This window comes from Halomonas chromatireducens, from assembly GCF_001545155.1.
GTDB lineage: Bacteria > Pseudomonadota > Gammaproteobacteria > Pseudomonadales > Halomonadaceae > Halomonas > Halomonas chromatireducens.
In genome coordinates, this window is the sequence record NZ_CP014226.1 from 935,764 (window position 1) to 959,788 (window position 24,025).

The following is a 24,025-nucleotide window of genomic DNA, read 5'->3' on the forward strand; positions in this document are numbered from 1 at the left end:
CTTGCCTATTCTTCCGTGATTGCGTCACTGTTTTGAGCTGCCTCCAGCAGGCGGATGCGACGATTGTCGGCGTTGAGTACGGTGAAACGCCAGCCGCCCAGCTCGGCATGTTCACCGCGCCCGGGCAGGTGGCCGAAGCGCTGCATGACCAGGCCGCCGACGGTATCGAACTCGTCGTCGGAAAAGTCGGTGCCGAAGCGCTCGTTGAAATCCTCGATCGGCGTCAGGGCGCGAATGGCATAGCGACCTTCGCCCAGGTCGCGGATATCGTCTTCCTCGTCGGTATCGTGCTCGTCTTCGATATCGCCGACGATCTGCTCGAGAATGTCCTCGATGGTCACGATGCCGGCAGTACCGCCATATTCGTCGACTACCACCGCCATGTGATTGTGGGTGTCGCGAAACTCCTTGAGCAGGCTGTTGAGTCGCTTGGACTCCGGTACGAACATGGCGGGCCGCAGGATATCCTCGATACGGAAGTTATCGCGCTCCTCGTCCGGGCAGTTGAGCAAGCGCAGCAGGTCCTTGACCAGTAGCAGCCCCTTGATTTCATCAAGGTTCTCGCCGATGACCGGGTAACGGGAGTGTCCCGTCTCGTCGATCAGCGCCAGGTATTCGTCCGGCGGCTGGTCGGCGGCAATGGCCGCGACCTGGGAGCGGGGTATCAGCACTTCGCGCACCTGCTGGTCGCTGATGTTCAGGGCCCCCTCGATGATCATCATCGCGTCCTGCTCCAACTTCAGACGAGTGCCGGCCTGGCGCAGGAACTCCATCAGCTCTTCCCGTGAACTGGGACCATCATTGTCACCCGAGAGGGCGCCGAGTAGTTTCTCTAGCCAGGACTTTCCGCCCTGGCCGTTCGATCGGTCTTCACTCATGGGTCGAGTCTCTCGTCCTCGCTATCGAAGTGTCGCTCGCCATTGCCACCACTCATGACCTGAACCGGTAGATACGGGTCGGCAATGGAAAAGGTCGCCAGGATATCGCGCTCCAGCTGCTCCATGGTGTCGGCTTCCGACTCGTCAATATGGTCATGCCCGAGCAGATGCAGTGTGCCATGGACCACCAGATGAGCGTAGTGATCTTCCAGCCGCTTGTCCTGCTCGAGGGCTTCCTGTTGAACCACCGGGTGACAAATCACCAGGTCCCCGAGCAGCGGCAGTTCGATGCCGGGGGGCGCTTCGAAAGGGAAGGAGAGCACGTTGGTGGGCCGGTCGTGGCCGCGATAGTCCCGGTTGAGCGCCCGGCCTTCGTCGGCATCGACGATGCGGATAGTGACCTCGGTGCGACGCTCTCCCGGGAAGTGAGCCAGTACGGCATCGACCCAGGCCTGTAGCGCCGACTGCACCGGCAAGCCGCTGCCCGTGGAGGCGATCTGACGGTCGACTACCGCATGGGAACTCATGTCTCGCCGTAGTCCTTGCTGCCCCTGTGGCGCTCGCGCTCCTGACGCAGCGACTCGCGCTCACGGGTGCGGGCCTCGGCCCGGGCACGCTCCTGCACCTCCTGCTCGGCCTCGAAGCCCTCGTAGGCCTCGATGATGCGCTGTACCAGCGGATGGCGCACCACATCCTTGGCCGCGAAGTGAGTGACTCCAATACCGGGCGTTCCCCGCAACACTTCCAGCACCTGGATCAAGCCGGAGCTCGACCCTCGGGGCAGGTCGACCTGGGTGACGTCCCCGGTGATCACGGCAGTTGAACCGAAACCGATACGGGTCAGGAACATCTTCATCTGCTCGCGAGTGGTGTTCTGGCTTTCGTCGAGAATGATGAAGGCGTTGTTCAGGGTGCGCCCACGCATGTAGGCCAGTGGGGCAATCTCGATCACCTGCCGCTCGATGAGCTTGCCGACCTGTTCGAAGCCGAGCATCTCGTAGAGAGCGTCATAGAGCGGGCGCAGGTAGGGATCGATTTTCTGGGCCAGATCGCCGGGCAGGAAGCCGAGCTTTTCACCAGCCTCCACGGCCGGGCGCACCAGCAGGATGCGGCGCACCTCCTGATGATTCAAGGCTTCAACCGCTGCAGCGACGGCCAGGTAGGTCTTGCCGGTGCCGGCCGGACCGATGCCGAAGTTGATGTCATGGGCGCGAATGCTCGAAACGTAGCTCTGCTGGTTCTGGCCGCGGGGCTTGATCAGCACCTTGGGCGTGCGCAGCAGGACGTCGCCGTCTTCGTGTCCCTCTTCTTCATCCAGCGCCTCGAGGCCGGACTCCTGAAGGAAGAGATGCACGGTGTCTGGTGCCAGGTCACTGGCTTCGGCTTCGCGATAGAGGTGTTCCAGTACGTTGGCGGCCGCCTTGACTCGATGTCCGGGCCCTGCCAGCTGAAACACGTTGCCACGATTGCGAAGGGTGACGCCGAGTCGTTCCTCGACCAGTTTGAGGTGCTCATCGCGCTGACCGCAGAGATTGGCCAGACGCTGGGGGTCATTGGGTTCGAGACTCAATGTGATGATGCGGTTCGCCTGAGAAGTTGGCTGGCTCAAGACAGGGGGATCCATGCGTTGCGAATGTGGGCTCAGCTTACTGCCCCGGCGAAGGCCGGGGCAATGACAGAATGCTCAGTGTAGTGCCGGTGAGTGCAGCTCGCCACGTAACGAGTTGGGTAGCGCTTCTGTGATGGTCACGTCGACGAAGTGGCCGATCAGCTCGGTGGGGTTGGCGGCACGGAAATTGACCACCCGATTGTTCTCGGTACGCCCTGAGAGCTGGCCTGGATCCCTCGGCGAGAAACCGGTGACCAGAATCCGCTGGGTCGACCCCACCATGCGCCGGCTGATCTGCATGGCCTGCTGGATGATACGCTCCTGAAGAATCGCCAGGCGCTGCTTCTTGACGCTCTCGGGAGTATCGTCGGCGAGGCTTGCCGCCGGTGTGCCGGGGCGTGCCGAATAGACGAAGCTGAAGGAGTGGTCGAAGCCGATGCGATGGATCAGGTCCATGGTCGCTTCAAAATCCGCTTCGGTCTCGCCGGGGAAGCCGATGATGAAGTCCGACGAGAAGCTGATATCGGGGCGCAACTTGCGGATGCGCTCCAGCTTCTCCACGTACTCCTCGACGGTGTGGCCGCGCTTCATCGCTGCCAGAATACGGTCGGAGCCGGCCTGTACCGGCAGGTGCAGGTGGCTGACCAGTTCCGGTATCTCGCCATAGGCCTCGATCAGGCTGTCGGTGAACTCCACCGGGTGAGACGTGGTGAAGCGGACGCGATCGATGCCTTCCACCGCCGCCACGCAGGCGATCAGCTCGGCCAGGTCGATCTCGTCACCAAGCTGGTTCTCCCCGCGGTAGGCATTGACGTTCTGTCCCAGCAGGTTGATCTCGCGTACCCCCTGATCGGCCAGGTGGATGACCTCGTCCATGACCGACTCGAAGGGGCGTGAGACTTCCTCGCCGCGGGTATAGGGCACGACACAGAAGGTGCAGTACTTGGAACAGCCTTCCATGACCGAGACGAAGGCGGTGGCCCCGTCCGAGCTGGGGCTGGGCAGGTGATCGAACTTCTCGATCTCCGGGAAGGTGACGTCGACCACGGAAATCTGATCGTTGCGCCGGGAATCGAGCATGGCCGGGACACGGTGCAGGGTCTGGGGGCCGAAGACCATGTCGACATGGGGGGCGCGCTTGCGCAGAGCCTCCCCTTCCTGACTGGCCACGCAGCCCCCCACGCCGATCACCAGGTCGGGATTGGCCTCCTTGAGTTTCTTCCAGCGACCGAGCTGGTGGAAGACCTTCTCCTGGGCCTTCTCGCGAATCGAGCAGGTATTGAGAAGGATGACGTCGGCGTCGCCTTCGTCGTCGGTCAGTTCCAACTGATGGGATTCGCCGAGCAGATCCGCCATGCGAGCGGAGTCGTACTCGTTCATCTGGCAGCCGTGGGTCTTGATGAAGAGTTTCTTCGCCATAAGAATAGGATCGCGATCGGTTGCCCGACGCTTGCGTCACCGGTGAGTGGAGTGTCGCGGGAATGCGGCTCGGCCAGCCTGCCGGGCCGTTCTCGAAGATGGGAGCATTATACGGAACCAGGGGCAGTGGGGCCAGCGTGGTGGTCTCGTCGTCCATCGACTGTGTTACGCTTGCGAGTCTGCAGGCGTGCGCCTTGAAACTCGGGCGCACAACGGTCAATCGAACGGGAAGGAATGACGGCCTTATGGCGGCCAAGCCAATCTATCGGGTGGTTTTTCACCAACAAGGTGAAGTGTGGGAACTCTACGCCCGCGAGATATTCCAAAGCGACCTCTGGGGATTCATCGAGATCGAGGAATTCGTCTTCCAGGACCGCTCGAAGCTGGTGGTGGATCCCTCGGCCGACAAGCTGCGCCACACCTTCGATGGTGTGACCCGCAGCTACCTGCCGATCAACTCCATCGTCCGTATCGACGAAGTGGAGCGTGAGGGGCCGGCTCGGGCAGTCAAGAGCGAAGGACGTATCGCCGAGTTTCCCCGGGCGCCGATGCCGCCGCCCAGGGGGGAGAGTTAGAAGGGGGCTAACGGCTCCGGGTCGAACTGGTCATGAAGTGACCAGTTCGACCCGGGGCCATGTGGGGCAACAGGTAGCAGGGTCTTTCCCGCGTTTTTCCCGGGACTTATCCACAGAAGCTGTGGATAGCCCTCTTCAACAATGGTCTCATCGGCCGCAGTGCGAACGGGAGGTTCGACGGCGGCATACAGGTCGCGGCGCAGCAGCTGCCGCACGAGCCTTCGATAGCAGGACAACGGCATGACAATGCATAGATTCAAGACCCTCATGGCGGGCGTCACACTGGGGCTGATGGCCCTGCCGCTGCACGCCCAGCAGAATACGGACGCTACCCATTGGGTATCCGACGAACTCACCACCTATGTTCGCAGCGGACCGACCGATGGCTACCGCATTGTCGGCACCCTGACCTCCGGTGAGCCGGTGAGCGTGCTTGAAACCAGCGGGAACTACAGCCGGGTGCGCAACACCGAGGGCAATACCGTATGGGTGCTCAGCGGTGAATTGCAGGAGGAGCCGAGTGCGCGCCAGCAGTTGCCGGCGCTTGAAAGGCAGGTGGCCGATCTGGAAGAGGAGCTTGGCGGCATCAACGAGACCTGGGAGGAGAGGGTCTCGGCGATGACCGAGACCCTGGAGGTCCGCGAGCAGCGCATTGCCGAGCTGGAGGCGAGCAATCGCCAGCTCGACAGCGAAGCCGACCGGTCACGCCAGACCATACGTCAATTGCAGGCTCGACTGGACACCCAGGAAGAGGACCTGCTGATACGCTACTTCATGTATGGCGGCGGGGTGGCTGGCGCCGGCCTGTTGGTGGGACTGATCATTCCGCATCTGCCACGCAAGAAACGCAAGCGCGACCGCTGGTTCTGATGCCATTGAGCTTGAAGGAGAGGCTATGGCCCTGAATTGGCTAGAACGTTGGCGGGAAGGGCGCATCGGGTTTCATCGTCCACAGGTGCATCCGGCGCTGATTGAGCACTGGCCACTGCTCGGGGCGAAGCCAGGCACCAAGGTGCTGGTGCCTCTTTGCGGCAAGAGTCTCGACATGCGCTGGCTTGCCCAGCACGATCATCCGGTGCTGGGCATTGAGCTGGCCGAGGAAGCGGTCGAACAGTTTGTCGCCGAAGGTACCGGTGAGATTTCCCGCTATCGGCAGGAGCCCTTCGCGATCTGCCGCCAGGGCAGCGTCGAGCTGTGGTGTGGCGATTTCTTTCATTTCCACATCGAGCAGGCGGCCGAGATCGACGCCTTCTACGACCGGGCGGCGCTGATCGCATTGCCGCCGGCGACCCGCCAGCGCTATGCCTTTCACCTCGCCCAACTGATCCCGCCCAGCGCGCGTGGGTTGGTGATCAGCCTGATGCGCGCCCCAGGCGACGAGGGCGGCGGTCCGCCGTTCAGTGTCTGTGCCGACGAGGTGCGCGAACTCTTCGAGCCCAACTTTCTGGTTACTCACCTGGAGGATGGGGAGCCCGAAGAGGGGAGCGGTTTTCGTGAAAGTGTCTGGGCGATGGTGCGCCGGGGTCCCGCCGTCTAGCGGGAGCGGGGACCTCTAGAGAGCAGGTTAAACCAGGCGGGCGCCCATTTGGGCGCCCGCTTCTGGTTTGGCAGGAAGAGATGCGAGGGAGATACAGTGGCTCGTTCAGCGTGCCAGCAGCTGGCCCAGTTCCGGGTCGCGGAAGGCGCGATCGAGGCCGTCGCTCAGCAGGTCGTTGAGCATGCGCGCATTGGTGTCGCGATCCGGACGAAGTGCATAGCTCTGGGTGCGGCGCGAGGTGTAGGTGCCGGTATAGGTGTTGCCACCGTTGACCGCCCTGGCTTCGAAGACTGCCTCCAGGCGGGCCTCGTCGATGACCGGCCGGCTCTCGCCCCGCTCATACCCCAGGTGAAGCAGGGTGAGGGTCAGGCTGGGCCGCCCCTCCGCCGGCTCCGTGGTGGGCGAGAAGCCCATCTCCCGCACCGCGCGCTCGGCTTCGCGCTGGAGACGCGGCACCAGCTCATGGGCGCTGACGGTGATGGTGGATGTCGCCATGGCACTTCCGCTCCGGGTGCCGATTACCTCTCCATCGCGGTCATCCACCGCCATTACCGTGATGGCCTGGCCGCTGCCGCTGGCCGGGACCGCGGCGGTGCGCTGTGGATCCAACTGCAGATAGTGTGGACTGGCACAGCCTGCCAGCAGGGCGCTAGCCAGCAGCAGGGCAGCTGTACGCAGCGTCGTAAGGCGAAAAGGTCGTCGAATCATCTAGGGTTCTCCTGAGTGATGATGGAGGAAGGCGACGGAAAATGGCTAGGTAAAGGGGCTCATAAAGATCGAGCGCATCGCCTTGAGCTGGCACAGATGGCGAGTATATCCGCGACGAGGCCAACCGCAACAGCGTTGAGCGCGACAATGGCAGAGCGGTTACAATAGGGTTCCACTCAGGGAGAGCGCTTATGATTCGACCCGCAGCCAAGGAGGACATGCCGCACCTCGTCGATATCTGGTTGCGCGCCTCGCAGCTGGCCCACGACTTCATTCCCGCCGAGTTCTGGCAGCGTCGCGCCCATGACATGGCCACGCGCTATCTGCCTGGCGCCGAGACGCACGTACTGGAACTGGGTGGCAGCATCATCGGCTTCGCGGCCCTCAATGGTGATCACCTCGAGGCGCTGTTCATCGACCCGGACTTCCAGCGCTTCGGCCACGGCACGCACTTGATGGCCCATGCCATGACGTGCCGTGAGCGAATCACCCTGTGCGTCTATTCGCGCAACGTGCGTGCCGTCTCGTTCTACCGCAGGCTCGGCTTTCAATCGGTGGAGGATCGACTCGAACCGCTGAGCGGCGAGAGCGAAACCCTCATGGCCTGGTGCCGCCAGCCCAACGTCGAGTGAACCTATCGGGCCATCGGCCGGTTCAGGCGGCCTCTAGGCGCTTGCTTTCAGGCGTGCTGCGCTCGTCGGGAAATCGGTGCCAGCGCCGCGGCACCGCGAACAGTCGCATGCCGCGGGTCAGGCGCAGGCGCTCGTAATCGGCATGGCGCACGGTCGCCAGCCAGGGCTCTCCCAGCCAGTCGGCCTCTAATTCCACCCTGACTTCGGCACCCACCGGCGAGATCGCCGTCACGGTGACCGGCAGATGCGCCTTGGCCGTGGCGGTTTCCACCAGCTCCACCTCGTGGGGACGCAGCAGCAGCTCTTCCGCTCCGTCGGGCAGGTCCACGGCCAGTCGGGCATCGCCACAGGTCAGGACACCATCCCGTACCGAGCCTTCCAGGTGGTTCACATCACCCAGGAACTCGAACACGAAGCGGTTGGTCGGCGTCCGATAGAGGGTGTCCGGGGTATCGATCTGCTCGATACGGCCATTGCTCATCACCACCACACGGTCGGATAGTTCCAGTGCCTCTTCCTGGTCGTGGGTAACGAAGACGCTAGTGAAGTTGAGTTCATCGTGCAGGTGGCGCAGCCAGCGGCGAAGCTCCTGACGCACCTTGGCATCCAGCGCACCGAAGGGCTCGTCGAGCAGCAGCACCTCGGGACGCAGGGCAAGCGCCCTGGCCAGCGAGACGCGCTGTTGCTGGCCGCCGGAGAGCTGTGCAGGGTAACGGTTCGCCAGCTCCTCGAGCTTGACCATTTCCAGCAGTCGATGCACCCGGGCGCGGATCTCGCCGCTGGTGGGCCGGCTCTTGCGTGGCATCACGGTAAGACCGAATGCCACGTTGTCGAACACGGTCATGTGGCGAAACAGCGCATAGTGCTGAAAGACGAAGCCGATGCGCCTGTCGCGCACGTGCAGGTTGGTGACATCGCGATTGCCGAACAGGATGCGGCCGGCGGGTTCGCGATCGGCGCTCTCCAGGCCGGCAATGATACGCAGCAGGGTGGTCTTGCCGGAGCCGGAGGGTCCCAGCAGGCCGATCAGCTCACCGTCGCGGATGTCCAGGTTCACTGGCTCCAGGGCGCGGCTCGTGCCGAAGTGCTTGGCGATATTCTGAAGGCGGATGCTCATGCGTGAACCTCCCGGCGCGCAGCGCGCCATTCCAGGCTGGCCTTGGCAACCAGCGTGAGCAGGGCGATGAAGGCCAGCAGCGATGCGCTGGCGAAGGCGCCCACGGTGTTGTAGTCCTGGTAGAGCTGCTCCAGGTGCAGCGGCAGGGTGTTGGTCTGGCCCCGGATGGCCCCGGAGACCACCGACACGGCGCCGAATTCTCCCACCGCACGGGCATTGGTCAGTATCACGCCGTAGAGCAGTGCCCAGCGGATGTTGGGCAGCGTCACCCGGCGAAAGATAGTCCAGCCCGGTGCCCCGAGGGTCACGGCGGCTTCCTCTTCCCGGGAGCCCTGGGCCTGCATCAGCGGTATCAGCTCCCGGGCCACGAAGGGGCAGGTGACGAAGATGGTCACCATCAGGATGCCGGGCCAGGCGAACATCAGTTGGATGTCGTAGCCGTCGAGCCAGCTGCCGAGCCAGCCGGTTCGGCCATAGAGCAGCAGGTAGATCAGCCCGGCGACCACAGGCGAGACCGCAAAGGGGATATCGATCAGGGTCTGCAGGATCCGCCGGCCGGGAAAGCGAAAGCGGGTGACCAGCCATGCCAGCGCCACGCCGAACACCAGGCAGACGGGAATCGTCAGCAGGGCGATGAACAGGGTAAGGCCGATGGCCGCTACGGTGTATTCATTGCTGACGTTGGTCCAGAACACCCCCACCCCCTGGGCGAAGGCCTGGGCGAAGATGGCTACCAGCGGCAGCAGCAGGAACAGCGCCGACAGGGCCACGGCCAGGAAAACGAGCAGGCGCCGGACCCGGGGCGCATCACCGATCCGTTGCATCAGCCCGCCCCCCCATGCAGTCGCTTGATGAAGCGGCCCTGCCAGATATTGATCACCAGCAGCAGGGCCAGCGAGACGAACAGCACCACCGAGGCGATGGCCGAGGCGCCGACATAGTCGTACTCCTGCAGCTTCACGAAGATCATCAGCGCGGTGATCTCGGTCTCGTAGGGCATGTTGCCGGCGATGAAGATGATGGCGCCGAACTCACCCAGCGAGCGCACGAAGGCGAGCCCGGTGCCGGTGACCAGGGCCGGCCACAGGTGCGGCAGGATCACGCGGCGAAAGGCCGTGCCGTCCGAGGCGCCGAGGGTCAAGGCGGCCTCATCCACTTCATGGGGCAGGTCCTCCAGGACCGGCTGTACCGTGCGCACCACGAAGGGAATGCTGGTGAAGGACATGGCCAGAGCGATACCCACCCAGGTGTAGGCGACCTGGAAGCCTAGCGGCTCCAGCAGCCGCCCCATCCAGCCGTTGCTGGAGTAGAGCGTTGCCAGGGTGATGCCGGCGACGGCGGTGGGCAGGGCGAAGGGCAGGTCCATCAGCGCGTCGAGCAGGCGCTTGCCGGGGAATTCGTAGCGCACCAGCACCCAGGCGAGCAGCAGCCCGAAGGCGCCGTTGACCAAGGCGGCCACCGCAGCCGCGCCGATGGTGACCATGTAGCTGGCCACCACCCGGCCTTCGGTGATGATTTCCCAGTACTCGGCCAGGCTGAGCCCTGCCAGCTGACCGAACAGCCCGGTCAGCGGCAGCAGCAGCACCAGCGAGATGAACATCAGGCTGATGCCGAGCGAAAGGCCGAAGCCCGGCAGCACCCGCTTGGGGGTACTGCCGGCGCGAGTCGCGAGTGTGATCATCTGCGGCGCTGTAGCTGATCCAGCAGGGCGCCGCCAGCGAAGTGCTCGTCCATGGCCTGCTCCCAGCTACCGACGATATCCTCGACCCGCAGCAGATCGGTCTCGGGGAACTGGTCGGCGAACTCCTCCACGACCGCCTCGTGATGGACGCGGTAGTTGAAGCCGGCCAGCATGCGCTGGGCCTCTTCGCTGTAGAGGTACTCGACATAGGCCTGGGCCAGGTCCTGGGTGCCGTTGCGCTCGGCATTGGGCTCGACCACCGCCACCGGGAATTCGGCCAGGATGCTGACCGGCGGCACGATCACCTCGTAGTCGTCACGACCGTACTCGCCGCGGATGTTGTTCACCTCGGATTCGAAGCTGATCAGCACGTCGCCGATGCCACGCTCGATGAAAGTGGTGGTGGCGCCGCGGCCACCGGTGTCGAAGACTGCCACGTTGCGCAGGAAGGTGCGCATGAAGTCATGGATCTGCTCTTCATCGCCATCGAAGTGCTGCTGGGCAAAGCCCCAGGCGGCCAGGTAGGTGTAGCGGCCATTACCTGAGGTCTTGGGGTTGGGGAAGACCATCCTGACGTCTTCACGCACCAGGTCGTCCCAGCTCTCGATGCCCTTAGGGTTGTCCTTGCGTACCAGGAACGCCGTGGTGGAGTAGTAGGGCGAGGCGTTATTGGGCAGCAGTTCCTGCCAGTCCCCGGCCACCAGTCCGGCATCGGCGAGCACCTGGACGTCAGTCACCTGATTGTAGGTCACCACGTCGGCACGCAGCCCCTGCAGGATGGCACGGGCCTGGGCGGAGGAGCCGCCGTGGGATTGCTGGATGGCGATTTCCTCGCCCTGCTCGGCCTGCCACCAGTCGCGGAATTCCGGGTTGATGGCGGAGAAGAGCTCGCGGGCGATGTCATAGGAGGAGTTAAGAATCTCGCGCTCGGCGGCCAGGGCCGGGGTGGCAAGGCTGACACCCAGGGCAACGGCTAGTGCGGTGCGGCGAACGGTGGACAGCAGATGCATGCGAGACACTCCAATAAGGGAACAGTGGGCTAAGGTTAATTCTGACAATGAGGAATTACAATAAGGTTTTTTATTCGTTTTAGAAATATGACTGTGGCGGTTTTCTTCGCCGCGGTGCCCCATTCCCCCGTCCCTGGCGGTTCCTGCTAGAATGCGGACCACTCTTTCCGAGCGATAGCCTGGACTTGCCATGACCGACGCGATCCGCGATTTTCTCATTGCCCCCTCCATTCTCTCCGCCGACTTCGCCCGGCTGGGCGAGGAAGTGGACAACGTGCTGGCCTCCGGGGCCGATATCGTCCATTTCGACGTCATGGACAACCACTACGTACCCAACCTGACCATTGGGCCCATGGTCTGCGAGGCGCTGCGCAAGCATGGCGTCACCGCGCCCATCGATGCTCACCTGATGGTCAAGCCGGTTGATAGGCTGATCGGCGACTTCATCGACGCCGGCGCCACCTACATCACCTTCCACCCGGAGGCCTCGGACCATATCGACCGCTCGTTGCAGCTGATTCGCGATGGCGGCTGCAAGGCGGGGCTGGTGTTCAACCCGGCGACACCGCTCTCCTTCCTCGACCACGTGATGGACAAGGTCGACATGATCCTGCTGATGAGCGTCAACCCGGGCTTCGGCGGCCAGGCCTTCCTGCCGGGCACCCTGGACAAGCTGCGCGCGGCACGCCAACGCATCGACGCCTCGGGGCGGGCGATTCGCCTCGAGATCGACGGTGGGGTCAAGGTCGACAACATTGCCGAGATCGCTGCGGCCGGTGCCGATACCTTCGTGGCCGGCTCCGCGATCTTCAAGGCCGCCAACGCTGCCGACCCGCATCGCTACGACAGCGTGCTCCGCGACTTCCGCGAGCAGCTGGCCGGAGTCGCTCCGCGGTGAACGAAGGTGCCCAGGCCCCGCTGTGGTACCTCTACATGCTCGAGACACTCCAAGGCGCGCTCTATACCGGGATCACCACCGACGTCGCCCGGCGCGTGGCTCAACATGAGGCGGGGCGGGGCGCCAAGGCCCTGCGCGGGCGTGGGCCGCTTACGCTGGTGCATCAGGAGCCGGTGGGCAGCCACGGAGATGCGCTGCGGCTCGAGGCGGAGGTCAAGCGGCTCTCGGCGGTGGGCAAGCGCAGCTGGATCAAGAACCGGCAGGACAGCGAGGAAGCACCATGCACCCCATTCTGAAAGATATCCGGCTGATCAGCTTCGATCTGGATGGCACCCTGATCGACTCCGTGCCCGACCTGGCCGCTGCCGTCGACAAGGTGCTGGAAGAGCTCGACCTTCCACCGGCCGGCGAGGTGAAGGTAACGAGGTGGGTTGGCAACGGGGCGCAAAAGCTGGTGGAGCGAGCGCTGACCGATGCCTTGGGCGAGCCGCCCGAGGTCGAATCACTCGAAGCCGGGCACCGACGCTTTCTGTATCACTACGGCCGGGACCCAGGGGCGCGTACTCGGCTCTATCCCGGAGTGTGTGAAGCGCTGGATGCCCTGCAGGCAGGCGGCCGGATTCTGACGCTGGTCACCAACAAGCCCTACGCCTTTATCGAGCCGATCCTGGCTCAGTTCGGCCTCGAGCGGCATTTTGCGCTCTGCCTGGGCGGCGACAGCCTGCCGCAGAAGAAACCGGATCCAGCCCCGCTGCTTCACGTGGCCGCTCACTTCGACCTGCCTCCTTCGACCTGCCTGATGGTAGGTGATTCCCGTCATGACATCGCCGCCGGTCGCGCGGCCGGTTTTCGCACCCTGGCGGTTCCCTACGGTTACAATCATGGCGAACCGGTGCAGAATAGTCTTCCTGACGCCCTGATCGAAACGCTGAAAGAACTCGTTTAGTCACCACCAGCTAGTCACCACCACCAAGGACCCGGGCATGATGACTCTCGAACGTTTCCGCGAGCTGGCGGCTGCCGGCTACAACCGCATTCCGGTAACCCGCGAGGTGCTGGCCGATCTCGACACGCCGCTCTCCACCTACCTGAAGCTGGCCGACGAGCCCTGGACCTTCCTGCTGGAGTCCGTGCAGGGTGGTGAGAAGTGGGGCCGCTACTCCATCATCGGGCTGCCCTGCCAGGAGCGAATCGAGGTTCGCGGATTTACCGTCAGCCATATCATCAACGGCGAGCAGCAGGGCATGGCCGAGGTGGAGGACCCGCTCGACTGGATCGAGCAGTTTCATGCCGGCTTCAAGGTGCCTCGGCTGGACGATCAGCCCCGCTTCGATGGTGGCCTGGTGGGCTACTTCGGCTACGACACCATCCGCTATATCGAACCGCGGCTGCGTGGGCCCCATGTGGCTGCCAAGGCCGATCCGCTGGGTGTCCCTGACATCCTGCTGATGGTCTGTGATGATCTGGTGGTGTTCGACAATCTCTCGGGCCGGCTGACGCTCTGGACCCATGCCGACCCTGCGGCGTCGGACGCCTATGAGGCGGCGGTGGAGCGGTTGCAGCGGCTTGAGGTGCGCCTGCGCAGTGCCACGCTCAACACCATCAGCCCCGGCACTGGCCGCAGCGCGGTGGAGGAGGGGCACTTCACTTCCGGCTTCACCGAGGCGGGTTTCAAGGCAGCGGTGGAGACGATCAAGGAGTATGTGCTGGCCGGTGACGTCATGCAGTGCGTGCCGTCCCAGCGCATGTCGATTCCCTACCAGGCGTCGCCGCTTGACCTCTACCGTGCCCTGCGAAGCCTCAACCCTTCACCCTACATGTTCTTTTTCAACCTCGATGACCACCACGTGGTGGGCTCCTCTCCGGAGATCCTCACTCGCCTGGAGGATGGAGAGGTGACGGTACGTCCGATTGCCGGCACCCGGGTTCGGGGCAGGACCGAAGAGGAGGACCGGGCGCTTGAGGCCGATTTGCTGGGTGACCCCAAGGAGGTCGCCGAGCACCTGATGCTCATCGACCTGGGGCGCAATGACGTAGGGCGCATCAGCGAGACCGGCTCGGTGGTGGTGACCGACCAGATGGCGGTGGAGCGCTACTCCCACGTGATGCACATCGTCTCCAATGTCACTGGGCGGCTGAAGCCGGGCCTGACGGCCATGGACGTGCTGCGTGCCACCTTCCCGGCGGGCACGCTTTCCGGCGCGCCTAAGATCCGCGCCATGGAGATCATCGACGAGCTGGAGCCGGTCAAGCGAGGCATCTACTCGGGAGCAGTAGGCTATCTCTCCTGGCATGGCAACATGGACACCGCGATTGCGATCCGCACGGCGGTGATCAAGGACGGCGAATTGCATGTACAGGCCGGGGCTGGGGTCGTCGCGGACTCGGTGCCCGAGATGGAGTGGCAGGAAACACTCAACAAGGGTCGGGCGATCTTCCGCGCCGTGGCCATGGCCGAGAAGGGGCTGGATAACCTGTGAGCGTCTAACGGGGCATGGCGCCTGGTGGCGCTTCCTACGAAGTGCGGCGGCCTCTGGGGCCGCCGCATACAATGACTCAGTGTGATGAGTCCGCTATAAGTTACGCTTCCGAATCCGACTTTTCGTCGTCCTTCTCTTCGTCCTCCTCATCGCGACTCTCATGGTCTTCTTCTTTGTCGTCCGCGATCTCCTCGTCGCCGAGCAGTGCAGTGCGGATCAGTGAGGCGTTGTGCTTCATGAGCGAAACGTAGTTGGCTGCCTCTCCATCCGGTTCACTCAGTGAGTCGACGTAGAGCGGGCCGGACACGGCAAGGCCGGTATCGGAAGCGATACTGCTGACGTATCGATCGGAAATGGTGCTTTCCCAGAACAGTGAGGCAGGTTGCGCCTCGTTGACCAGATCGATGATTCGCATCATCTGCTGGGGGGAGCCTTCGGTCTCGGCATTGGTGCCCCAGATACCGTCATGACGGAACCCATAGGCATCGGCAAAGTAGACGAAGGCGGCCTCGCTGGTTATCAGTAGACGCTGCTCTTCGGGAATGTCGGCGAGGATTTTCGTAATTTCCTTATGCAGTGCAGCTAGAATATCGCGCGCCGTTTCGGCGCGGGCATGGAAATTGTCGGCGGCGTCGGGGTGCAGCTCGGCCAGCGTCTCGGCAATGACTTGTACATAGGCTGCTGCCGCACGTGGATCCATCCACAGGTGGGGGTCGGGTTCGCCGCTGTAGTCGCCGGTGACGATGGGCAGGGTGGGGTACTCCGACGCTTCCGCCAGTGGGACAAGAGGGGCCTGGTTGCCTACGGTAGCATGCACCTGGCGCATCCACTGTTCCAACTGGTAGCCGTTGTAGAAAACCAGCTTGGCGTCTTCCAGGGCGATGAAGTTATTGGGGGTCAGCTCCCACTCGTGGACTTCGGCTCCGGGCGGGGTGAGCGTCACCAGGCGAATGTCATCGCCCCCGACCTGGGCTACAAGATCGCCGAGGATCGAGAAGGTGGCTACCACCTTGGGGGATGCTACTGCCTGGCTGGTGCCTGCCATGGCAGCCAGGGGGAGAGCCAGCCAGAGCAGGGCATGGCGGGATGGGCGCATCGTAAATCTCCTTTTTGCGGCAGCGCATGGACTCGATAATAGAGACTGCGGACTGGGCTGGCTAGCCGCGCCGTGTAAACAGGCGGTCGTTGTGGCGGGGCGCGGGCGTGATTCGGTGGATTGACAGCCAGCCCGGCACAACGGCACTATTGCGGTATGACATCGCCAGATTACATTCATTCTAGCCGGACGTGGTGGCGCTCCTGAAGCGGGGCGGCATACCTGTGTCTTGAATGACCATGCCGCCGTCCGGGCGGCATTTTTGTACCTGGTGGCTCTGCACGGCTGGCATGACCGACGCATTCGATCTGGGTAACCTCTGCCTGGCCACTGGTCAGCTGCAATAGAACAGGACTCTATACCGCCATGTCCGTGCTGATGATCGACAACTACGACAGCTTCACTTTCAATGTGGTGCAGTATCTGGGTGAACTGGGGGCCGACGTGGTCACCCATCGCAACGATGCCATCACCCTGGAAGAGATCGAGGCGCTTGCACCCAGCCACCTGGTCATTTCCCCCGGACCCTGCACGCCCAACGAGGCAGGCATTTCCATGGCGGCAATTCGCCATTTTGCCGGTCGCCTGCCGATTCTCGGTATCTGCCTGGGCCATCAGGCGATCGGCCAGGTCTATGGCGGCGAGGTCGTGCGGGCACCCCAGGTGATGCACGGCAAGACCTCCCGGATCCATCACCATGGCCAGGGTGTCTTCGAAGGGCTGGATGATCCGCTGGAGGTGACCCGCTATCACTCCCTAGTGGTGGCGGCCGACAGCCTGCCCGAGTGTATCGAGGTAACCGCCTGGACCGACGAGGACGACGTGACGCCGGGTTTGATCATGGGCCTGCGTCATCGCCAACTGGACATCGAAGGGGTGCAGTTCCACCCTGAGTCGATCCTTACCCGCCAGGGGCATGAGCTGCTGGCCAACTTCCTGAAGCGTCGCTGATCCGCGCCCGACAGAGACAGAGGAGTTTCCTCCATGCAGATGCGAGAGGCCATTGGCGCGGTGATGCGCCGCGAGAACCTGAGCTTCGACGAGACTCACTCGGTGATGCAGCAGATCATGACCGGCGAGGCTACCGATGCCCAGATAGGCGGCCTGCTGGTTGGTTTGGCCATGAAAGGTGAGACCGCCGAAGAGATCGGCGCGGCGGCCCAGGTCATGCGTGAGCTCATGAAGCGGGTCAGGGTCTCGGCCGAGAACGTTGTCGATATCGTCGGTACCGGCGGGGATGGCGCCAACCTGTTCAATGTGTCGACCGCCGCCAGTTTCGTGGCTGCCGCCGGTGGCGCCCATGTGGCCAAGCACGGCAATCGCAGCGTATCGTCCTCTTCCGGCAGCGCCGACCTCTTCGACGTGGCGGGTATCCACCTGGATCTGAAGCCGGACCAGGTAGGGCGCTGTATCGAACAGGTGGGCGTCGGTTTCATGTTTGCCCCCAACCATCATCCGGCCATGCGCTTTGCTGTCGGGCCGCGCCGGGAAATGGGCGTGCGCACCCTGTTCAATATCCTGGGGCCCCTCACCAACCCCGCCGGCGCTCCCAATCAGCTGCTGGGTGTCTACTCACCAGAGCTGGTTCCACTGATGGCCGAGGTACTGCAGTATCTCGGCAGCCGCCATGTCATGGTGGTACACGCCGAGGATGGGCTGGACGAGATCTCGCTGGCCGCACCGACCCAGGTGGCAGAGCTGAAGGATGGCGTGATCCGCCGCTACACGATCACCCCCGAGGAGCTGGGTATCGAGCGTCATGACATGACGTCGCTCAAGGTGGTCAGCGCCGAGGACAGCCTGCGCCTGGTCCGCGAGGCTCTGGTGGGTGAGGGGCTGGCGGCGGACATCGTCGCACTCAATGCCGGCGCTGCGCTCTACTGCGCGGATATTGCCGACACGCTGAAAGAGGGCGTGATGATGGCCCAGGATGCCCAGGCCTCCAAATTACCATTGGAGAAAATGAAGGAACTGGCCGATTTCACCCGTGTTCTGCTTCCCTGATGGCCCGGCGAAGCCCGGGGGAATGAGGCGTGTCAGAGGGTGAGATGTGCTCAAGTGCCGAATGAGTCGTGGACACGGGCGGGCAGTGATACCAGGCTGAGAAGGCGACCTTCATGCAGGCAGGCTTCGCCGACGACCTCGCGCCCGGCCGTCCAGCCTGAGCCCAGATTGTTGAGCAAGCGCAGGCGAGCTGCGCCGACGCCGTGCCAAGACACCAGCTCGGCGGCTTGGAAGTGGAACATCTGGCCCACCACCGGATAGAGGGCCTTGAACAGGCTCTCCTTGAGGGAAAAGGTCGCGGTAACCATCAGGCCAGCCTCTGACTCGGGTAACCGCTCGAGGCGAGCAACCTCCTCTGGGGTAAGCACGCGCCTGGCCAGGCGAAGGGCCTGGGCTGCATCCAGCAGCCGCTCGGCGTCCAGGCCGAGCCCCAGATAGGCCTGCCTGGGGGCAACCAGCGCAGCGGCCCAGCCATCGTTATGGGTAATGGCGCCTACGCAGTCAACAGGCCAGCAGGGGGATCGGTCTTCGTTCATGCCTGGCGTCGCGTTCCGGCCGTCCAGGAGCCATAGAGCTCGCCTTGCGCACAGGCGCCCGGCAATGAACTCGGCGCGCCGCTTGGCGATGGCGCCTTGCAGAGGGGGAGGCAGGGCGATGCCCTCGTAGCTGGAGCCAGAATCGGAGTGATCGCGCCCGGCTCCCTGCTTGCCAATACGCGTGGGATCGAAGCGTGTGGCNTGCCAGGCCAGCAGGGGGATCGGTCTTCGTTCATGCCTGGCGTCGCGTTCCGGCCGTCCAGGAGCCATAGAGCTCGCCTTGCGCACAGGCGCCCGGCAATGAACTCGGCGCGCCGCTTGGCGATGGCGCCTTGCAGAGGGGGAGGCAGGGCGATGCCCTCGTAGCTGGAGCCAGAATCGGAGAGATCGCGCCCGGCTCCCTGCTTGCCAATACGCGTGGGATCGAAGCGTGTGGCGACCAGGCGAACGCCCGGCAGCGGCGAGGCCCAGGGCCAAACGCTGGTGAAGGCCTCATGAAATGTCGGCGTGGTTTCCATCGGTGGATTCTGGCACGTGCCCCCCGTTGCCGCCAGCGCACACCGGTGACTGTGCTTGGATGGAGAAGAGGCCCGGGTGATGGGGGGGCAGAAGAGCGCGCAGGCAGCCGACTTGGGCAGTCTCTCTTTCAATGTCGCGCGGGTGATAGGTAAGATAGTCCGCCTACCGGCTTTATCCGCGGCCAGTGCCGCCCGCAATGAGACATCACCATGAGCCCGACGCAGGACGCACCCCCTACCATCCTGACCCGCATCCTGGCCCGCAAGGACGAGGAAGTCGCCGAGCGGCAGCGTGCCGTGCCGGAGGCCGAGCTATTGGCGCTGGCCGAGCGGCAGGAGGCCCCCCGCGGCTTCATTGCAGCGCTGACCCAGAACATCGATGAGGGCGACCCGGCAGTGATCGCCGAGATCAAGAAGGCCTCCCCCTCACGGGGTGTCATCCGTGAAGATTTCCAGCCCGGTGAGATCGCCAGACAATATGCCGTCGGTGGTGCCTCTTGCCTCTCGGTACTCACCGATGCCGACTTCTTCCAGGGCCATGAAGACTTCCTTGTCGAGGCACGCGAGGCGTGTGATCTGCCGGTGATTCGAAAGGACTTCATCATTCACGGCTATCAGGTCAGCGAAGCACGCGCTATTGGCGCGGACTGTATCCTGCTGATCGTTGCCGCCCTGGATGACGTTCGCATGGCCGATCTATACCAGCAGGCGGTGCTGCTGGGCATGGATGTGCTGGTGGAAGTGCATGACGTGCATGAGCTGGAGCGCGCGCTCAAGTTGGGAATCGACCTGGTGGGCATCAATAACCGCAATCTGCACACCTTCGAGACTCGCCTGGAAACCACGCTGGACATGCTGGGGCATATCCCGGCGGGCGTCACCGTGGTGACCGAGTCCGGCATCAATACCCGCAGTGACATGTTGCGCATGCGCGAGTACGACGTAAATGGTTTCCTCGTCGGCGAGGCCTTCATGCGCGAAGATGACCCCGGCGAAGCGCTGAGGCGACTTTTCTTCTAAGCCATTTTTATACCAACCATAAGGGCAGCCACCACGTTGCTCTTATGGTTGGTGAGCTACCACTCACTCGCTGATCCCCCGACAACGCCAATTTGCCATGCTCGCCAATAGCGGTGATGAGCCAATGCTCGACAATTTTGCGGGCATCTCTCCCTGCGGATAATATGAAAGGGTCACTGATGAAGAAGTTAATTGCTGGCATCTTGGTGCTGTTTTTGCTGCCTAATCCAGCGTTATCAGCGGAGCTTTGGGGGCCTGCCAGTGCTGGGATGACGATTAAAGAGGTAATGCGTGTCATTGATGACGCTTACCGTTTAGACGAAGAAGAGGGAGGTCGCCTGGCGACCCGTGCGGTTGAAGCCGTGCGCCGAGATGACGTCGAGCTGGCGGACGAGACCTTCACACAGCGTTTTTTCTTTGTTAATGGTCAGCTTTCTCAAGTGACATTGAAGCTGAATAACACGCGTGATTTCGATTCCATGCTGCCGTTGGTTGATTCATTGACGGAAATAATGCGCGATCGATATGGACAAGAAGTCGATTCAGAAATGATACAGGCAGGTGCCATGCGACAAGCGAAAGTGGGCTGGATCGACGGCAATCGAAAGATAAGAATCTTCTTGATGTCCATGGGGGAGGACGATTCGCTGCTGAATGTGAATTACCAAGCATACTTTGGTGGTTGATTTTAGACTCACACAGGAGCTGCCTCTCACGGCGAATCAAGGCGTTGCAGCGCAGGTCACCTGCTCGATAGCCACATGATCAGCGAGAGCACCACGCTGATCAGGATCATTGTCGTAATGGGGAAATAAAACGAAAAGCTCTCTCGCCGAATCGCAATGTCGCCGGGCAGTTGGCCGAGGGGTAGCTTGGAGAGCCAGGGCCAGAGCAGCCCGATGGCAACGCTGCAAAGTCCGAGGATGATCAGGGTGCGGGACATTCTGCCTCCTGTTCGTAACTGGCTGGTCGATGGAGGCCAGCGAGTCAGCCCGCCGACCTCTCTGTTTGCCTCTGCTTTACCTGTTCATTTACCAACTTAACTGGCGCAGCTGGTTCAGCAGCCCCTGGAGTGGGTGGGGCAAGCCGGTGTCTGAAAGGCGCTTCGCCTGGCTGCGACAGGAGTAGCCAGTAGCCAGCAGCCTGCCGGGGCTGGCTTCGCCTTCCACGACTGGCTGCCACGACTGGGCATAGATGGTCTTCGAGGTCTCCAGGTTGCGCGCTTCGTGCCCGTAGGTGCCGGACATGCCGCAGCAACCGGTACTGAGCAACTCTAGTTCGAAGCCAAAGGCGGCGAATACCTGCTGCCACGCCTTGGGACTGCCGGGGGCGTTGCTCTTCTCGGTGCAGTGGGACAGCAGCCGGTAACCGGGATCAGCCAGGGCTTCCAACTGCTGGCTCAGCCCCGGCGGCACCAGTCGCTGGCCCTGAGCCACCAGCCATTCCTGTAGCATCAGCACCTCGGGTACGCTATCGGGCGCGAGTGCCTTCACGTACTCCTGGCGGTAGGTCAGGGTCATGGCCGGGTCGATGCCCACCAGCTGCACGCCGAACTCGGCCAATGCACGAAGCCGGCGGGCCTGTTTTTCGGCGGTGCGCGTGAAGGCGCCCATGAAGCCCTGCACATTCAGCGGCTTGCCGTTCGGCGAATAGGGGGCGACGAACACCCGGATGTCCAGGCGCGAGAGTAGCTCGACGATATCCAGCGCCACATCGGCCTCAAAGAAGCTGGTGAAGGCGTCCTGCACAATGACCACGCTTCGGGCCTTCTGCGCTTCGGTCAGAAGCCCTAGAGAAATCGGCGTGGCTTCGCTAATCCCCCAGGCTGCCAGCTGCTGCTTCAGTCTCGCCCGGGATAGCCGTGGGCTGTCGACCATGCCGATGGGGCCGGCCAATAGTCGCTCGACCAGGCGGGTGTTCAGTGCGGCGTTGTACAGCGGTGCGACCGATGCCAGTGCCGGCGCGAAGAACTCCAGGCCGCCAATCAGGTAGTCGCGCACAGGACGCAGGTAGCGAGCGTGGTAGGCTTCGAGGAAGAGCGAGCGCGATTCGGGTACGTTGACCTTCACCGGACACTGGCCAGCGCAGGACTTGCACGCCAGGCAGCCGGCCATGGCGTCATAGACTTCATGGGAGAAGTCGGCCTCCTCACGGCGCTTGACGGTATTGCGTATTCGGGCCGGCAGGCGCTTGAGAAACCCCAGGGAGCCTTCGGCGCGCTGCTGGTGTGCCTGTTCCACCAGGTCGATGCCGGCGTTGCCCTGCAGGCGCAGCCACTCGCGGATCAGACTGGCACGGCCCTTGGGCGAATGGACGCGGTCGCGGGTGGCCTTCCACGAGGGGCACATGGCGTCATTGGGGTCGTAGTTGTAGCAGGCGCCGTTGCCGTTGCAGTACACCGTGGCGGCATGGGATTGCCACACACGTTCGTCGATCTGGCGATCGAGCTGGCCTCGGGTGGGCACACCATCGATTGTCAGCAAGCCCGGGTCGATCAGGTTGACCGGCTGCGCCTCTACCGCTTCGGGCGAGATATCAAATGCCTCCTCAGAGGGCTCGGCCGGGGTATCAAGCGCCATTCCCGCGGGTTCGGGCGGGATCAACATAGGCGTGGCGATCTTGCCGGGATTGAGCTGATTGTGAGGGTCGAAAGCGGCCTTGACCCGCTGCAGGCTGGGGTAAAGCTCGCCGAAGAATTTTGGTGCGTACTCCGAGCGTACCCCCTTGCCGTGCTCGCCCCACAGCAGCCCGCCGTACTTGTGGGTCAGTTCGGCGACTTCATCGGAGATCTCTCGAATCAGTTGTTCCTGGACGGGGTCCTTCATGTCGATGGCCGGGCGCACGTGCAGCACGCCGGCGTCCACATGGCCGAACATGCCGTATGCCAGGCCGCGAGCATCGAGCAGGACGCGGAACTCGGCGATATAGTCCGCCAGCCTTTCCGGCGGCACCGCGGTATCCTCGACGAAGGGAATCGGGCGCTTCTCGCCCTTTTCATCGACCCTGGCATTGCCCAGCAGGCCTACGGCGCGCTTGCGCATGCCGTAGACTTTCTGGATCTGGGGGCGGCCCTCGGCCAGTGTGTAGCCCAGGCGCGGCACGCTTGCATCCGCTTCCAGATGGCGACAGAAGGCAGCGACACGCTCGGTGAGCCGCTTGGGGTCGTCGTCGTTGAACTCGACCAGGTTGATGCCACGAATGGCTGCGGCTTGCTGCGTTGCGGTGGCGGTGTTGCTGTCCTTGGCGCTATCCGCGCTGGGAAAGAACTCGGCCACGCTGTCCCAGACGAAGTCCTCCATGGCCAGCGTCAGCACCTTGTCGTCCACCGTCTCGATGGAGGTGGGCTTGGCTGCGGAAGCCATCAGCGCCTTAGCATCGCGCAGGGCGTCCATGAAGCCGGCGTAGCGCACGTTGACCAGGGTCGAGTGCTTCGGAATCGGTAGTACGTTGAGCACGGCCTCGTTGAGGAAACCCAGCGAACCTTCCGAGCCGCACAGCAGGCTGTTCATGTCGAGGCGACCTTCCGCATCTCTCAAGTGCGCCAGATCATAGCCCGTCAGGCAGCGGTTGAGTGGCGGGAACTTGGCAGCGATCAGCTTTCCCTGGTCATCGATGATCTCCCGGGCGGTGCGGTAGGCGTTGCCGATCACCCCGCTGTGGTGGCACAGCGTCTCCAGTTCGGCCTCGGCGATGGGTCGGCTAAGCAGGCGTTCACCGCCCAGCAGTAGGGTGTCGAGCTCGAGTACGTGATCGCGTGTCTTGCCATACTCGCAGCTGCCCTGGCCGCTGGCGTCGGTGGAGATCATGCCGCCGATGGTGGCGCGGTTGGAGGTGGAGAGATCCGGTGCGAAAAACAGCCCGTGGGGTCTCAACGCGGCATTGAGCTGGTCCTTGACCACCCCGGCCTGGACCCTTGCCCGGCGGTTCTCGACGTCGATCTCCAGTATCTGGTTCATGTGTCGGGAGACATCCACCACCAGGCCGTCGGTGAGCGACTGGCCGTTGGTGCCGGTGCCGCCACCCCGGGGTGTCAGCACGACCTGGCGGTGCGCCGCTTCGCCGGCCAGCCGGGCGATCAGCTCGAGATCCGCGGCGTGGCGCGGAAACAGCACTGCCTGTGGCAGGCGCTGGTAGATCGAGTTATCGGTGGCCTGCACCGTGCGGCTGGCATAGTCCGGGGCGATGTCGCCCTCGAAGCCCCGCGCCTTGAGTACGTCGAGAAAGCGTAGGTAGCGGGCGTCGAGGCCGGCAAGGGTGCTCGATTGAGCGGTGTCCAGTCGTGAGATCATGGTGTCGTATTCGGTCGT

The 24,025-nt window shown here is 63.2% G+C and carries 26 protein-coding genes; 12 read left to right on the forward strand and 14 right to left on the reverse strand.

Annotation, left to right across the window (positions count from 1 at the left end; genetic code table 11):
* Window positions 1-5 precede the first annotated feature (5 nt).
* From LOKO_RS04345 to miaB, 4 genes are all read right to left on the reverse strand, one after another.
* Window positions 6-878, reverse strand: a complete 873-nt coding sequence (locus LOKO_RS04345; RefSeq protein ID WP_066445527.1) for an HlyC/CorC family transporter — start codon at window positions 876-878, stop codon at window positions 6-8.
* The gene (gene ybeY, locus LOKO_RS04350) at window positions 875-1,405 is read right to left on the reverse strand and encodes an rRNA maturation RNase YbeY (RefSeq protein ID WP_066445529.1); all 531 of its coding nucleotides are present in this window, start codon (window positions 1,403-1,405) and stop codon (window positions 875-877) included. The genes LOKO_RS04345 and ybeY overlap by 4 nt, the downstream gene beginning before the upstream one ends.
* Complete coding sequence (locus tag LOKO_RS04355) at window positions 1,402-2,487, reverse strand: PhoH family protein (RefSeq protein ID WP_066445531.1); 1,086 nt, start codon at window positions 2,485-2,487, stop codon at window positions 1,402-1,404. The genes ybeY and LOKO_RS04355 overlap by 4 nt, the downstream gene beginning before the upstream one ends.
* 75 nt (window positions 2,488-2,562) lie before the next feature.
* Window positions 2,563-3,906 carry a tRNA (N6-isopentenyl adenosine(37)-C2)-methylthiotransferase MiaB gene (gene miaB / locus LOKO_RS04360; protein ID WP_066445535.1) on the reverse strand — a complete coding sequence of 448 codons (1,344 nt, stop codon included), beginning with the start codon at window positions 3,904-3,906 and terminating at the stop codon, window positions 2,563-2,565.
* Window positions 3,907-4,151: 245 nt separating this feature from the next.
* On the opposite strand from miaB, the gene LOKO_RS04365 reads away from it, so the two are divergent.
* The 3 genes from LOKO_RS04365 (at window position 4,152) to LOKO_RS04380 (ending at window position 6,018) form a co-directional block, all read left to right on the forward strand.
* Window positions 4,152-4,481, forward strand: a complete 330-nt coding sequence (locus LOKO_RS04365) for a DUF1820 family protein (protein ID WP_066445539.1) — start codon at window positions 4,152-4,154, stop codon at window positions 4,479-4,481.
* A 291-nt stretch (window positions 4,482-4,772) separates the two neighbouring features.
* On the forward strand, window positions 4,773-5,351 hold the full coding sequence (locus LOKO_RS04375; protein ID WP_235589000.1) for a TIGR04211 family SH3 domain-containing protein: 579 nt from the start codon (window positions 4,773-4,775) through the stop codon (window positions 5,349-5,351).
* A 25-nt stretch (window positions 5,352-5,376) separates the two neighbouring features.
* The gene (locus LOKO_RS04380; RefSeq protein WP_066445544.1) at window positions 5,377-6,018 is read left to right on the forward strand and encodes a class I SAM-dependent methyltransferase; all 642 of its coding nucleotides are present in this window, start codon (window positions 5,377-5,379) and stop codon (window positions 6,016-6,018) included.
* Between the two features lie 105 nt (window positions 6,019-6,123).
* On the opposite strand, the gene LOKO_RS04385 is transcribed toward LOKO_RS04380, so the two are convergent.
* Window positions 6,124-6,726: a YajG family lipoprotein gene (locus LOKO_RS04385; RefSeq protein WP_066445546.1), complete on the reverse strand. Its 603-nt coding sequence runs from the start codon at window positions 6,724-6,726 to the stop codon at window positions 6,124-6,126.
* Window positions 6,727-6,917: 191 nt separating this feature from the next.
* Between LOKO_RS04385 and LOKO_RS04390 the strand changes: the two genes are divergently transcribed.
* The gene (locus LOKO_RS04390; protein WP_066445550.1) at window positions 6,918-7,358 is read left to right on the forward strand and encodes a GNAT family N-acetyltransferase; all 441 of its coding nucleotides are present in this window, start codon (window positions 6,918-6,920) and stop codon (window positions 7,356-7,358) included.
* A gap of 22 nt (window positions 7,359-7,380) precedes the next feature.
* Here the strand turns inward: LOKO_RS04390 and LOKO_RS04395 are convergent, their stop codons facing one another.
* The 4 genes from LOKO_RS04395 to cysP are packed head-to-tail and all read right to left on the reverse strand — an operon-like array spanning window position 7,381 to window position 11,166.
* The gene (locus tag LOKO_RS04395) at window positions 7,381-8,475 is read right to left on the reverse strand and encodes a sulfate/molybdate ABC transporter ATP-binding protein (protein WP_066445552.1); all 1,095 of its coding nucleotides are present in this window, start codon (window positions 8,473-8,475) and stop codon (window positions 7,381-7,383) included.
* The gene (gene cysW / locus LOKO_RS04400; protein WP_066445555.1) at window positions 8,472-9,299 is read right to left on the reverse strand and encodes a sulfate ABC transporter permease subunit CysW; all 828 of its coding nucleotides are present in this window, start codon (window positions 9,297-9,299) and stop codon (window positions 8,472-8,474) included. Before cysW ends, LOKO_RS04395 begins: the two co-directional genes overlap by 4 nt.
* Window positions 9,299-10,156, reverse strand: coding sequence for a sulfate ABC transporter permease subunit CysT (gene cysT / locus LOKO_RS04405; RefSeq protein ID WP_066445556.1), 858 nt, complete (start codon window positions 10,154-10,156; stop codon window positions 9,299-9,301). Before cysT ends, cysW begins: the two co-directional genes overlap by 1 nt.
* The gene (cysP, locus tag LOKO_RS04410) at window positions 10,153-11,166 is read right to left on the reverse strand and encodes a thiosulfate ABC transporter substrate-binding protein CysP (RefSeq protein WP_066445562.1); all 1,014 of its coding nucleotides are present in this window, start codon (window positions 11,164-11,166) and stop codon (window positions 10,153-10,155) included. The genes cysT and cysP overlap by 4 nt, the downstream gene beginning before the upstream one ends.
* Before the next feature lie 190 nt (window positions 11,167-11,356).
* Between cysP and rpe the strand changes: the two genes are divergently transcribed.
* From rpe to trpE, 4 genes are read left to right on the forward strand one after another with little or no spacing between them, the layout of a single operon-like run.
* Window positions 11,357-12,064 (forward strand): ribulose-phosphate 3-epimerase, encoded by a 708-nt coding sequence (gene rpe, locus LOKO_RS04415; protein ID WP_066445570.1) that lies wholly within the window; start codon window positions 11,357-11,359, stop codon window positions 12,062-12,064.
* Window positions 12,061-12,360, forward strand: a complete 300-nt coding sequence (locus LOKO_RS04420; RefSeq protein ID WP_066445572.1) for a GIY-YIG nuclease family protein — start codon at window positions 12,061-12,063, stop codon at window positions 12,358-12,360. Before rpe ends, LOKO_RS04420 begins: the two co-directional genes overlap by 4 nt.
* Window positions 12,345-13,010: a phosphoglycolate phosphatase gene (locus LOKO_RS04425; RefSeq protein WP_066445575.1), complete on the forward strand. Its 666-nt coding sequence runs from the start codon at window positions 12,345-12,347 to the stop codon at window positions 13,008-13,010. The genes LOKO_RS04420 and LOKO_RS04425 overlap by 16 nt, the downstream gene beginning before the upstream one ends.
* Window positions 13,011-13,050: 40 nt before the next feature.
* Window positions 13,051-14,544, forward strand: a complete 1,494-nt coding sequence (trpE, locus tag LOKO_RS04430; RefSeq protein ID WP_066452218.1) for an anthranilate synthase component I — start codon at window positions 13,051-13,053, stop codon at window positions 14,542-14,544.
* A 100-nt stretch (window positions 14,545-14,644) separates the two neighbouring features.
* On the opposite strand, the gene LOKO_RS04435 is transcribed toward trpE, so the two are convergent.
* Window positions 14,645-15,640, reverse strand: coding sequence for a metal ABC transporter solute-binding protein, Zn/Mn family (locus LOKO_RS04435; protein WP_066445584.1), 996 nt, complete (start codon window positions 15,638-15,640; stop codon window positions 14,645-14,647).
* Window positions 15,641-16,006: 366 nt separating this feature from the next.
* Between LOKO_RS04435 and LOKO_RS04440 the strand changes: the two genes are divergently transcribed.
* Both LOKO_RS04440 and trpD read left to right on the forward strand, forming a co-directional pair.
* Window positions 16,007-16,591, forward strand: a complete 585-nt coding sequence (locus LOKO_RS04440) for an anthranilate synthase component II (RefSeq protein WP_066445587.1) — start codon at window positions 16,007-16,009, stop codon at window positions 16,589-16,591.
* A gap of 33 nt (window positions 16,592-16,624) precedes the next feature.
* The gene (trpD, locus tag LOKO_RS04445) at window positions 16,625-17,644 is read left to right on the forward strand and encodes an anthranilate phosphoribosyltransferase (RefSeq protein WP_066445590.1); all 1,020 of its coding nucleotides are present in this window, start codon (window positions 16,625-16,627) and stop codon (window positions 17,642-17,644) included.
* Between the two features lie 50 nt (window positions 17,645-17,694).
* Here the strand turns inward: trpD and LOKO_RS04450 are convergent, their stop codons facing one another.
* Both LOKO_RS04450 and LOKO_RS20700 read right to left on the reverse strand, forming a co-directional pair.
* Window positions 17,695-18,294 carry a 4'-phosphopantetheinyl transferase family protein gene (locus LOKO_RS04450; RefSeq protein ID WP_470303292.1) on the reverse strand — a complete coding sequence of 200 codons (600 nt, stop codon included), beginning with the start codon at window positions 18,292-18,294 and terminating at the stop codon, window positions 17,695-17,697.
* Window positions 18,177-18,698, reverse strand: a complete 522-nt coding sequence (locus LOKO_RS20700) for a hypothetical protein (protein ID WP_470303283.1) — start codon at window positions 18,696-18,698, stop codon at window positions 18,177-18,179. Before LOKO_RS20700 ends, LOKO_RS04450 begins: the two co-directional genes overlap by 118 nt.
* Window positions 18,699-18,908: 210 nt before the next feature.
* Here LOKO_RS20700 and trpC point away from each other — a divergent pair, with 210 nt between their 5' ends.
* Together trpC and LOKO_RS04460 are read left to right on the forward strand one after the other, a co-directional pair.
* Window positions 18,909-19,718: an indole-3-glycerol phosphate synthase TrpC gene (gene trpC / locus LOKO_RS04455; RefSeq protein WP_066445603.1), complete on the forward strand. Its 810-nt coding sequence runs from the start codon at window positions 18,909-18,911 to the stop codon at window positions 19,716-19,718.
* A gap of 179 nt (window positions 19,719-19,897) precedes the next feature.
* Window positions 19,898-20,404 carry a hypothetical protein gene (locus LOKO_RS04460; protein WP_066445605.1) on the forward strand — a complete coding sequence of 169 codons (507 nt, stop codon included), beginning with the start codon at window positions 19,898-19,900 and terminating at the stop codon, window positions 20,402-20,404.
* Between the two features lie 56 nt (window positions 20,405-20,460).
* On the opposite strand, the gene LOKO_RS04465 is transcribed toward LOKO_RS04460, so the two are convergent.
* Both LOKO_RS04465 and LOKO_RS04470 read right to left on the reverse strand, forming a co-directional pair.
* Window positions 20,461-20,661, reverse strand: coding sequence for a DUF2905 domain-containing protein (locus LOKO_RS04465; RefSeq protein ID WP_066445611.1), 201 nt, complete (start codon window positions 20,659-20,661; stop codon window positions 20,461-20,463).
* 88 nt (window positions 20,662-20,749) lie between these two features.
* A complete protein-coding gene (locus tag LOKO_RS04470) occupies window positions 20,750-24,007 on the reverse strand; it encodes an FAD-binding and (Fe-S)-binding domain-containing protein (RefSeq protein ID WP_066445615.1) in 3,258 nt (1,085 codons plus the stop codon).
* Between the last annotated feature and the right edge of the window lie 18 nt (window positions 24,008-24,025).